The 12205-nt window shown below is 40.7% G+C and carries 10 protein-coding genes; 6 read left to right on the forward strand and 4 right to left on the reverse strand.

The genetic code is table 11. The annotated features are described in order from the left end of the window. From M595_RS08885 to M595_RS08895, 3 genes are all read left to right on the forward strand, one after another. Positions 1–855 (forward strand): calcium-binding protein (locus M595_RS08885; RefSeq protein WP_023065897.1); only part of this gene is annotated, 855 nt, incomplete at its 5' end. Positions 856–1042: 187 nt separating this feature from the next. Beyond that, positions 1043–1294, forward strand: a complete 252-nt coding sequence (locus M595_RS08890; RefSeq protein WP_040483825.1) for a helix-turn-helix domain-containing protein — start codon at positions 1043–1045, stop codon at positions 1292–1294. Beyond that, positions 1287–2186: an ICEA gene (locus tag M595_RS08895; RefSeq protein WP_023065902.1), complete on the forward strand. Its 900-nt coding sequence runs from the start codon at positions 1287–1289 to the stop codon at positions 2184–2186. The genes M595_RS08890 and M595_RS08895 overlap by 8 nt, the downstream gene beginning before the upstream one ends. 13 nt (positions 2187–2199) lie before the next feature. On the opposite strand, the gene M595_RS08900 is transcribed toward M595_RS08895, so the two are convergent. Both M595_RS08900 and M595_RS08905 read right to left on the reverse strand, forming a co-directional pair. Continuing rightward, positions 2200–3489, reverse strand: coding sequence for a DNA cytosine methyltransferase (locus M595_RS08900; RefSeq protein WP_023065837.1), 1290 nt, complete (start codon positions 3487–3489; stop codon positions 2200–2202). Positions 3490–3774: 285 nt separating this feature from the next. Continuing rightward, positions 3775–4062 (reverse strand): hypothetical protein, encoded by a 288-nt coding sequence (locus M595_RS08905; protein WP_040483826.1) that lies wholly within the window; start codon positions 4060–4062, stop codon positions 3775–3777. Positions 4063–4664: 602 nt separating this feature from the next. Here M595_RS08905 and hemC point away from each other — a divergent pair. Next, positions 4665–5630 (forward strand): hydroxymethylbilane synthase, encoded by a 966-nt coding sequence (gene hemC / locus M595_RS08910; protein WP_023065861.1) that lies wholly within the window; start codon positions 4665–4667, stop codon positions 5628–5630. Between the two features lie 148 nt (positions 5631–5778). Beyond that, complete coding sequence (locus M595_RS08915; RefSeq protein WP_238987044.1) at positions 5779–6603, forward strand: glycoside hydrolase family 108 protein; 825 nt, start codon at positions 5779–5781, stop codon at positions 6601–6603. Between the two features lie 211 nt (positions 6604–6814). Here M595_RS08915 and M595_RS08920 read toward each other — a convergent pair whose 3' ends face one another. After that, on the reverse strand, positions 6815–7264 hold the full coding sequence (locus M595_RS08920; protein ID WP_152983549.1) for a hypothetical protein: 450 nt from the start codon (positions 7262–7264) through the stop codon (positions 6815–6817). Positions 7265–7959: 695 nt separating this feature from the next. Between M595_RS08920 and glgA the strand changes: the two genes are divergently transcribed. Further along, on the forward strand, positions 7960–9384 hold the full coding sequence (gene glgA, locus M595_RS08925) for a glycogen synthase GlgA (RefSeq protein ID WP_023065920.1): 1425 nt from the start codon (positions 7960–7962) through the stop codon (positions 9382–9384). Between the two features lie 488 nt (positions 9385–9872). On the opposite strand, the gene M595_RS08935 is transcribed toward glgA, so the two are convergent. Beyond that, positions 9873–11885 carry a diguanylate cyclase domain-containing protein gene (locus M595_RS08935; protein ID WP_161809813.1) on the reverse strand — a complete coding sequence of 671 codons (2013 nt, stop codon included), beginning with the start codon at positions 11883–11885 and terminating at the stop codon, positions 9873–9875. Positions 11886–12205 lie beyond the last annotated feature (320 nt).

Raw genomic sequence — 12205 nt, forward strand, 5'->3', positions numbered from 1 at the left:
GGAACCGTTGAAAACGACGAAATTCTTGGAAATTCCAACAATAATACTCTCTTTGGAATGGGGGGAGATGACAATATTTATAGTCAAGATAGTGATGACTTAATTTTTGGAAATGAAGGAAACGACCACATCGATACAGGCTTGGGAAATGATAGCATTTATGGCGGTAAAAATAATGATGCAGTCTGGGGAAAAGAGGGAAATGATATGATTTGGGGGAATTTAGATTCAGATTCTCTCATGGGAAGTTCGGGAAATGATAGCATTTATGGCGGTCAAGAAGATGATTATATTTGGGGAGGTTTGGGAGAAGATTGGCTGTTTGGTGATATTGGAAATGATGTCGTTAGCGGGGGTGATGACAATGATAATCTGTTTGGAAATCAAGGAAATGATGAATTGTTTGGAAATGGGGGAGATGACACCATTTTTGGCGGACAAAATAATGATAGTCTTTGCGGAGGAGAGGGTGAAGATTTACTCTTGGGAAATTTGGGTGAGGATTTGATTTTAGGAGATACGGGCAATGATACAATGTATGGAGGTCAGGCTAATGATACGTTAGTTGGTGGAGAGGGTAACGATTTTATTAGTGGTGATTTGGGAAATGATACCCTCGTCGGTGAAAGCGGAAGCGATACTTTTGTCATTGGTTCTGGAAGCGATCTTTTACTTGACTTTGAGAACGGAACTGATAAACTATTATTAGCCCAAGAATTAACTTTTGAACAGTTGGCGATCGCTCAAGATACAAATTCAACTGTTATTCGTATCGCCAATACCAACGAATTAATTGCTACGTTAAACGGGGTTGATGCTGCTGTTATCAGTGCAGATGATTTTGTAACTTTGTAATCGATTAAACTCGGTTCAATAACTACCCGATTTCTTCAATAATTCGGGTATTTTTTATGTCTAAATTAGTTGATTGTAGATTTTTCTATGATAATTTAATGGTTTAAATACCTAGTTTCTTGAAAATCTGCTGATGTGACACATCGTCCGTAGACTGATAGTCCGCAGACATCTAAGTTATTAGTCTATGGAACCATCAAAAAAACAGATACTCCAGGCTTTGGGTAATTTAGTCAGACAACATCGCACAATGTTAGGGCTTTCGCAAGAAGAACTTGGGTTTCGTGCGAATTTAGATCGAACCTACATTTCGGGAGTCGAGCGAGGAATTAGAAACCCTTCACTGACAGCACTTGTGAGTTTGGCTAATGGCTTGGGAATAACTGTATCCGAACTTCTTGATGGACTAGAAGGGATGATCGCCAAACCCAATGAATAAAATCAGAATTCACCAAAGCCGTAGTCACCGCAAAGCTTCTGAACGCTACAAAGACGTAACTTTCTATTATGAAGATGGAACAGTTTGGGAAGGTTCAATTCCCATTGAGTACCGTCGGACAGGAACCAATCTTTACGAAGAAAAAGAAATTCAAGAATACCTAAAAAAAGCCTACGATTATTGTCAACCTAGCAAGCGACAAGAATGGCTAGCAGAACAGGAAAAATTTTGGGCGAGTAAGCGAAAGGAAGAAACATGGCAACTTTTTGAACAACTCAAAACCTTTAAATGGACTTGTGTTTCTTGTGTTTACAATAATCCTAACTGGGCGAGAAGAAATCAAGATCTCAAAGAAATGGGTTATACAATTGCAACAGATACAAACCGTTTTTGCGAACAATGTGGAAAACGCAGAACTTTTCTAATTTTGGTTCCTTTACCCAGAGGCGGTTTATCCGGTTACGAAATTTGGTCACAAGCTTTAAGGGAAAAAATTGTTAAAGTCCTGGGGAGCTACGATGCTTATGAAGGAAAAAGGGTCAAAAGCGAAAGTCTTTTACCCGATCATAAATTTCCGGAAATTAGATGGAATTTAGAAACAAAACGAAACTCTATTGAACATCTTACAGATGAAGAAATTAGACGAGATTTTCAGCTTTTATCGAATCAGCGAAATCTGCAAAAACGAGAAGTTTGTCGTAGCTGCTATCAGACTAATATTCGAGGATATCCCTTTGGAATAAAATTTTACTCCCAAGGTAACGAACAATGGTCTGAGGAGATTCCAAAAACAGGAAAAGAAGCGGAACAGGGTTGTTTGGGTTGCGGTTGGTATGACTTAGAAGCTTGGCGTCAAGCTGTTAATCAGAAATTAAAAGAGTTTTCTGAATAACTCGAATTCACTTTTATTTTGACTCATTTTGTGAGATCATAGACAAGTATGGAAGCAGTGCATATCCTATACATTCAGCCAAACGGGGCGGGACAGCATTACCAATTTGCCACATGGCTTTTTTCATCGTTCCTTCAAAAATAAATGTATCAGGAAATGTCTGTAATCTCGCCATCTCTCGCGCCGAAATTACCCGATTTAGGTAAGGGTGAATGTGAGTTCCTCCATGATTTTCTTTAACTGTCATGCTAGGTTTACCCGGATATTGACGTTTAAAAGCATCCGCATAGCTTTTATATAAAGAACCCCCCGGAGGAACTTGAGCAATTCTTTCCATGTATTCAGGAGAATGGCGAGTCCATTGGTGATTAATTTCAGGAATCGGGGTGTATTCGGGAAGGTCAGATATTGCTGACTCAATGGGAATATATTCATCGGGTAAAAGTTGGGGTTTGGGATAGGGATTCAACATTCCAAATCGGTTGGCTATAAATATAGCACGGGGTCGAATTTGTGGAACTCCATAAGCCGCAGATTCAAGGATTGCAACCGAAATATTATTGTAGCCAATTGCTTTAAATTTTTCAAAAATTGACCGTTTTACCGTTCCGCCTTTCATCGTTAAAATTCCCGGCACATTTTCCATGATGATATACCAAGGACGTACCGCTTCTACAACTCTGATAAACTCTAGAAATAAGTAATTTCTCGGATCGTCCGCTTTCCGTTTTCCGGCGACGGAGAATCCTTGACAGGGTGGGCCACCAACAACCAAATGAACTTCAGGATTGTCAATTTTTCTCAACCATTCTGCGGGATTAAATTCTTCTATATTTCCGCAAAAATGATTACAATCTGGAAAGTTTTTGACATGAGTTGCTGATGCAATTGGGTTATTTTCTACACTAGCAATGGCTTGAAAACCTGCTTGTACTAAACCTTGGGTAAACCCTCCAGCACCACTAAAAAGATCGATAAACGTATAATTGGAGGTTAAACTTGATTTATTTTCCCCAATATCAATGAATATCTTGGCCGAATCATCTTCAGAATTTAGTTCTAGTTCTCGCTGAAGTCGCTCGTAGCGTCCCAGTTTAACTTTCTTGATATTTGGCTCAAGAGTTTGGGTTTGTTCCTCGGATGAAAAAAGGGATAATTGCACCGATTTTTCATTATACTTTTCTTGAGTAGTTTTGGATTGAGATTTAAAATTTGACTGGTGTTCTAGTTGGTCTTGGTGTTGTTCGCGATCGACAGTAAAGTTTTCACCTTCTGAAAATAAAGATAACTGTACGGGTTTCACTTGACTCTAATACAAATACTGCTTTATCATGATTTATTGTATAATATCATAGGTTTTGAATATTAGTTTTGTGTTTCAGACAACACAAAGAGATTTGTTGAGTTGAACGAACTGAAACCCAACAATCCTCTGAGAATGTTGGGTCTCGTAAACTCGACACCAACCTACAAATAAATTAGTCTTCAAACAGTAGGTTGGGTTGAACGAACTAAAACCCAACAATTCACTCAAAATGTTGAGTCTCGTCAACTCGACACCAACCTACAAATAAATTAGTTCCGATTTTTATAACTCAAAGTTACAAATTGCATCCCCATCATTTGAATAAGGATTTTGCAAACATTCTAATTCTTGAATCCTCTCATCTTTAGTTCGGTTCAGCATTTCCAATTGTTGAATCTGTTCTTTCAATTCCCGAACATATTTTAATTCGTCAATAGAAATAAGTTGACCGTGACGTAATTCAAACACAACCTGCTTCAGTTCATCGGCGCTCATTGGAATTAACACCAACGAAACAGGAGCAAACGAATCCGATTGCTGGACATTTCCAGCAAAATTTGATATGCTCATAACATTAGAAAAAAATCAACATTTGTAAGACGACCTCTTTCAAGTCCCTCTGATGGTACTGCTAATACCATTTGAGTAGGATACAGGGGTCTTATTTTTTTGAATCATAGCATAAATATCCTCAAAAATGTCAAGGGTTTATTGGGCGATCATTTTAATCAGAGGAGTGATCAAAATGATCAGATGGGAGTGGTCAAAATGACCATAGGGGAGCGAACATTTTTATAATGTCAAATCCCAAATGGCACTGCAAACGTCAATTAGTCATAAGTTTTTTGTTGGTTTCAATCCCTGTTGAGTAGGGCATTTTAGATTTTTTGGTACAGATTAATCAAACCTCTTTTAGTGAGGTCATTTTTGACCTTGATACTGCTTAGATAAGCTCAGAGCTAAAATTTTAAAGGGCTAGTAAACCCAAAAATTGACTATGGTATACAGGCTCAAACGTTAAAGCGATGATCATTTTTTGAAAAATTCCCCGTCACCGCCTCAGACTGTTAAGGATAGTTACCAAATTTTCGGCAAACACCAACCGACGTCCCCCGTTGCGGTACGCTAAAGAATGGACAAAAAACCAACGATAACAAGCGATCGCACACAGCATGACAACCGTATCTGCCCCCAGTCGAACCGTTCGGATCGGTTCACGCAAAAGTCAACTCGCACTCGTCCAAACCTATTGGGTGCAAGCCGAACTTCAGAAGCACTTCCCGGATATCGAATTTGAAGTGCATACCATGTCAACCCAAGGCGATAAAATCTTAGATGTCGCCCTCGCTAAAATTGGGGATAAAGGACTCTTTACCAAAGAACTCGAAGTCGGAATGCTCAACCACGAAACCGACATCGCCGTTCACTCCCTCAAAGATCTTCCGACAAACCTTCCCGAAGGATTAATGTTAGGATGCGTCACCGAACGGGAAAACCCCGCAGATGCAGTTGTTCTACACGAAAAACACAAAGACAAACAACTCGAAACCCTTCCCGAAGGTGCCGTTATCGGAACATCTTCCCTGCGGAGACTCGCCCAACTGCGTCACCATTTCCCCCATTTTGAATTTAAAGATATTCGCGGAAACCTCAACACCCGCCTGCAAAAACTCGACGAAGGCGGCTATGATGCGATTATTCTAGCAGTAGCAGGACTGACACGCTTGGGAATGGGCGATCGCATTCATCAAACCATTTCCCCCGATGTCTCCCTCCACGCCGTCGGACAAGGGGCTTTGGGGATAGAATGTCGGGATGGGGATGAGAAGATTTTAGAAGTGATTAAAGTCTTAGAACACACTCCCACCGCCCAACGTTGTCACGCCGAACGTGCTTTTTTACGGGAACTAGAAGGGGGTTGTCAGGTTCCCATCGGGGTAAATACCCAAGTAGAAAACAACCAACTGACGCTAATTGGAATGGTTGCCAGTTTGGATGGAAAACGCCTAATTCGCGATACGGTTAGTGGAGAAGCAAGCAACGCCGAACAGTTAGGAATTGATCTGGCCCATCGTTTGAGAGAACAAGGTGCCAAGGAAATTTTAGATCAAATCTTTGCTGAAATTCAACGGCAATAGGCGTGTGAAGAAGTTAGTTGTTGGTTGTCAGTTTGGCGGGAACGGAGAAACGAACGGTTAAACACGGTTTGGGGGAACTCTCCACCTAAAAAACTGATAACTAATCTCTATAGAAACTTATTTCCAGATGAAATGGGACCGTTCTTGTATGGAAATAAGTATAACTAACCTCTCTAATTCTTCTCCCAATATGACTGAAAAACTTAATCCGTTTGCGATCGCTCTCCAGTTTACCCTGAAGTGGGAAGGCGGCGCCGGACATCCCCAAGATTTGGGCGGTATTGTTCAATATGGCATTACCCAAGCCACGTTTGACACCTATCTTCGCCGTCAAGGTTTACCTTTAAAATCAGTGATCGATATTACTGCTGAGGAACTCAAACAAGTCTATTTAGAGATGTATTGGAAACCCTCAAAAGCAGACTTGATGGTTTTACCTTTAGCCATTGTTCACTTTGATACTGCCGTTAATTTTAGTGTTAGAGGAAGTATAGAATTTTTACAAGAAGCCTTGGGGGGATTAGTAATTGATGGACGTATGGGCCCCAATAGCGAAGCGGTTTTAGAACAGAATAACAGTTTAGAAACAGCCCAACGCTATTGTCAAGCTCGGATTAATTATCGTTACCAACGAGTTCAAGTCAACGCTTCTCAGGAAATCTTTCTAGAAGGATGGCTAAAACGAGATCGGGATTTACTCAGTTATATCTCGCAACTGCAAGAAAATCCAGAAACTCAAACCCCTACTCCGAGTGAACCGATTTCAGGCAATTGCCCAACTCCTGAAATTGTAGACAAACTAGAGCAAGCGATCAACTTACTCCAAGACGTATTGGATCAACTCAAGGAGTCGAAAGTTATAGCGCAACGCGGGCGGGAACAGGGAACAGCGCTTGCCTTGCGGCCCGGCGGTTTCCGGCGAGACTTAGTTTGCAATCTTAGGGAACACCGGATCAGGGAACAGAAGAGATAAATGCCTATAGTGCAAGGCTTTGAGCAATTTCTTACAATGGCGATCTGTAAATAGACGACTCGCGACTTGCTATAAACCTTCCCCCTCAGAAATTCGATCCGGCAATTGAGAAGAAAAAGTATTGAATGTCAGAAAATCTAGAAAAATATGCAGATTCTCGAAAAAGTCTCCCCAATTTCTTAAACCCTGTCCTGATGGGAGGTTTACCCTCCTAATTTCCCGCTTTTCTTTGACTTAAATCCGATTTACAAGTCTCTAAAATTTGGCGATCCGCTTGACTTATAGATTCAATCGGGTAAAATCCCTCTAGTGAAACCCGCTGATCGGCTCCCCCGGAAGTGGAAGCAGCCACAACTGAGGGATTAAAGCCAATCGCATAAGGATGTGTTTCCTGAGTGTAAGTATCGACAACCGTTAAAGCTAACCCATTGCCTTGAGGAGTTCCCCAAAAACAATCAAACGTAGAATGCGGCATATAGAAAGCACCCACCATCTGACCCTGGTTGATCTCAAACACCATGTAAGCAAGGCCTATTTGATCCCGTTGGGGAGATTGACCATAGAGGTAAACCCCATTGTCAAGAAAACGTGTTCCTGGTTCAAAAGACTGAGCAACTACAGTTTTTGGTTGGAAGCCATTCGTCGGATTAGCTTGCGCCATCTGCGTTGGCAATGGACTATTCAAAAAACTAATTATTAAAAGAAATAAAAGATTGATAGAATTGCAGTTGTTTAATAAATTGCGATGACGCACCCTTTGAAACCCTGATTCAAATAATTGATCCTGTGGCATTTTGATAATCCTCAAACATGATGGTCAATAGGGCAGAAAAAACAATATTGCTATTCGTTGATCTGATCCCAAAATTAATCGACCCTATTTCCAACATACAATAAGAAATAGAGGGTGCCTATAATCCGTCTAGCCTAACTGACTTGAATTGTCCTCGACTGTATCAAAATATTCAAACAGTCAGCTTTCTGAGGCGATCAAAACCAATCATTAGAAATGTTAAGAAATACGGTAGAATCGTTGAGAATCTCAAACAGACCACAATCGTTGATTGAGGGGTAGAGTCTGTCTTCTCACAGGTGACTGCTGCTAAGGCTAATTTTGATCTAACCCCTCAGTTTGATCGCTGTTGTTGAAGGACAACGGTGAGTAGGGGATCAACTCAACAGAGTTAACCTGCCCATTATTGAGAAGCGAACCGATTGGGTCAGGAGATCGAGGGTGTATAGTTTGCCCAGATAGAAATCAAAACTCTATCCAAACCAAGTTTTAGTCTCAACAACAGAGCCAACTTGGAACTATGGTGATATTACGAAGCATAGTACGGGAACGCAAAGTCAATCATGCGAATTCTATTTGTAGCTGCTGAAGCCTCACCTTTGGCTAAAGTGGGTGGCATGGGAGATGTCGTCGGCGCTTTACCAAAAGTGCTGCGGGCAATGGGACACGATGTACGGGTGTTTATGCCCTATTACGGTTTCCTCCCCGATAAACTGGAAATTCCCTCCGAACCGATTTGGTGGGGAACTGCAATGTATCAAAAGTTTGCAGTCTATGAAACCCGACTGCCCAAGTCAGATGTACCACTCTACTTGTTTGGACATCCTTCCTTTATGCCCCGTCGTGTCTACTACGGAGAAGATGAGGAGTGGCGTTTCACCTTATTTTCCAATGGTGCGGCCGAATTTACCTGGAATTATTGGAAGCCGAATGTGATTCACTGCCATGACTGGCACACCGCCATGATCCCGGTTTGGATGAACGAGACCCCAGACGTTAAAACTATTTTCACCATTCACAATTTAGCTTATCAAGGGCCTTGGCGGTGGTTCCTAGAACGGATTACCTGGTGTCCTTGGTATATGGAAGGTCATAATGTGATGGCATCGGCGGTGCAGTTTGCCGATGAAGTCACAACTGTTTCTCCGACCTACGCCGAACAAATTCAAACCGCCGCTTATGGTGAAACTCTCGAAGGGTTACTTTCCTTTGTCAGTGGTAAACTCTCAGGTGTTCTCAACGGCATTGATGTCGAAAGCTATAACCCGGAAACGGATCGCTTTATTGTCGAAAACTATAATGCTGATACCGTCGAACGACGTAAAGCCAATAAGGTGGCGTTGCAAGAAGAACTGGGGTTAGTTGTAGACTCGGGTGTGTTTTTGGTGGGGATGGTCAGTCGCTTGGTTGAACAAAAAGGACTCGATCTGGTCATTCAAATTATGGATCAGTTCTTGTCTTATACCGATGCCCAACTTGTGGTTTTGGGAACAGGCGATCGCTATTATGAAACCCAAATGTGGCAGATGGCATCTCGCTATCCGGGTCGTATGTCGAGTCATATTCTGTTTAATGAAGCCTTGTCTCGACGCATCTATTCCGGTTGTGATACTTTGATCATGCCCAGTCGCTTTGAACCTTGCGGGATTAGCCAAATGTTAGCAATGCGTTATGGCTGTGTTCCGATTGTCCGTCGGACTGGTGGACTGGTTGATACGGTGTTCTATAACGACCCCATGAATGAGGCGGGTACGGGTTACTGTTTCGATCGTTATGAACCGATGGACTTCCTGACTGCGATGATCCGGGCGTTAGAGGCTTATCGCTATAAAGACCAATGGCGGAAACTGCAACAACGAGGAATGTGGCAAAACTTTAGTTGGGAAAAGTCAGCCTACGAGTACATTAAAATCTATAACCGAGTTCTGGGAAACCCTGATGAGGGAAAACCCACAGAACCATCCCAGACTTCTGGTGTAAAGGTTTAGTTTTGAGGAGTTCAAAGTTCAAACTTTTAAATCTCTGATTTGATGCTTGAATTTTGAACTCTCGTTATCCGTATTTTCACGGATTTATCTGAAGATACTCGGCTCAATTTCCGTAACTCTACGGTTACACTTCGCAACTCTCATTGACTAAACTAGAACTAGAAACAGTTTTAGTAAGGTTCGCAAGCGTAACGTATGAAATTCCTGATCTTGTCTGCATTCATCCTTTTAGCCACAACCGTTGGAATTCTCAGATCAGAGTTTTTAACGTTCCGTCCTTCCCCGTCTAACCCCTTACCCTCAACTTCTAAAAATCGTTTTTTCTCTTTTTTAAAAGCCCTAATTTTCTTCCTTATTATTCTTCCTTTATCTTATCTAGAAATGCTCGTTGAAGTTTGTTTTTATTCTCCAAAAAATTCTTCAAACAACGATTCTTCTCTTGCAAACCGAACAGATTATCAATCTAAATCTAAAGTTTCTCTATAAAATCACGATTCAATCTCAATCATCGCATAACCATTTCGTCCAGCCTCTTTCGCTTGATAAAGTGCTTTGTCAGCTTGATCAATTAAATTATACCTCGAAGAACTCAAAGAAGGATAAACACAAGCAATCCCAAAACTGAGGGTAATTTGTTTCGCGTTGAGTGAGGTGGAATGGGGTATATTTAATGCTTGAATTTCATTTTGAATGCAACGCACAACCTCAACGGCTCCCTCAGTATTTGTATTCGGTAAAATCACCACAAATTCCTCTCCGCCATAACGAGCCACTAAATCTGCTGGACGTTTAACTCCCCGAGAAATCGCTTCAGCTACTTGTACTAAACACCGATCACCTGCTAAATGACCATAGGTATCGTTGTAATATTTAAAATAATCAACATCACAAAGAATTAACGATAAAGGAGCCTGTTCCCGCTTGAGTCGATGCCATTCTTGCTCAAAATATTCGTCAAAATAACGACGGTTAGCAATTTGAGTTAATTGATCATAATGAGCCAGATAGCTGAGTTCTTGATTGACATTTTGAAGTCTTTCATAAAGGGCTGATTGTTGAACAGTGATTGCCAATTGTCCGGTTAAACGTTTGAGAAATTCAATATCCTGAGTTTGCCAATCTCGGGGTTCGACACAGCTATTAATTCCCAGTAAACCCCAAACGGTTTGTGAATTGACTTCCTGCTGAGAATTGGGGGGAAAAATACAGATAGGTAATAGCAAAGAGGCTCGAATTTGCAGTTGAGTGAGTAATTCTTGATGACAAGGGGTTAAGTTGGCGGTGTAAATATCATTCACCACCTGAATATTCCCCTGGCGAAAGGCTTCTCCTCGGGTTTGAAGCAGATAGGAATCTGTGCAACTTTTGTCTAAAATAGAGTCAAAACCGGGGACAACTGACTCCGTAATAATTGTACCACTCCAATCGGGATTAAACCGATAAATTAACACCCGATCCGCTTGCAAAATTTCCTGAACTTCCGTGACTGCGGTTACTAAGATTTGATCGAGTTCTAAAGACTGACGAATGCGATCATTAATTTCTGCTAATAATTTTTCATGTTGAACACATTGATACAGTGCATCTTCTGCAATTTTTTTATGGGTAATTTCTCGGCTTGCTGTCAAGACGGACTCCACCATTCCTTGAGCATTAAATTCAGGAACAATTCGACATTGCCAATATTTGAATGTTCCATCAGCAGCCGGAAATTTTGATTCGTATAACTGTTGCTTACCTGTTTCAAACACTTGCTGAATTACTTGATGCCAGGGAGTAACAATTTCTTCAGAAAATCCCAATTCTAGCTCAGTTTTACCTATCCAATCTGAAGTTTTAATTCCTGTTTCTCGTTCAACTTGGGGGTTAACATAACGGAAGCGATATTGACGATCTATCCGAGAAATAATATCCGGTGAATTTTCTACTAATGCTCTAAAATCTTGTTCTTGTTGCTGAAGTACAGCGATTTTTTGTTGATAACTCTGACATTCATTCACTCGATTTTCTAAGGTTTGACGAGTGTATTGAAGTTGTTGTTTTGAGCGTTGGTGACGAAGATTAACGGCATATAAGCGATTATTCGTCCAGTAAAATAACCCTAAAATAACTGAAATTTCTAGAATTATTTTTGATCCTAATAAAAATGCTTTTTCTTGTTGTAAGTCTTGCGGTAAGTCGAGTTTAATAATATTAAAAAATACTAGAAAAATGATTCCTATAAATAAGGGGTAGGGTCTGACTGTGAACATAGAACGATGAGTAAAAGTTCTCATCAAACCGCGATGGGGATAGATCCAAAGTAGACCAAAACAAAGTATAATAAAGCTAATCGTTTTGAGAGGTATTCCTCTGTTAGAGAAAACTATTCCCAAGTCTGAAAAGGGAACGGAAAACAAAAATGTGATTAAGTTCGTGGTTTCAATGGCTAAAACTAGACCGATTATTGTTTGAGCAACTTGAATTCGAGTCGGGGTTTTATGAATAAGCAGTAATAGCACAGTGGCTAAGGAAATTAACACGAAACTTGACTGTTCAAAAATAAACGAAGAAACACGTAAAATGAATAAGGAGGGATGATCCTGAATCAACCCTGGTTCAAAATACAAATTCCAGTTTCGTGCCTCTTCACTAAATGTAAAGAATCCAATTCCAATAATTAGGACACTACACAATTGAGCTATAGATTTAAACCTTTGTCGCTGTTGTCTATTCTGAAGCCATTTTAGAACAATACTGAACAGGATAAAAGACAAGAAAATCGAGGGGTGGAGTGATAGAGATGTTGGCAACAATTCACCAGAAAACAGAGGAAAATTGA

It is taken from the genome of Lyngbya aestuarii BL J (assembly GCF_000478195.2).
Lineage (GTDB): Bacteria > Cyanobacteriota > Cyanobacteriia > Cyanobacteriales > Microcoleaceae > Capilliphycus > Capilliphycus aestuarii.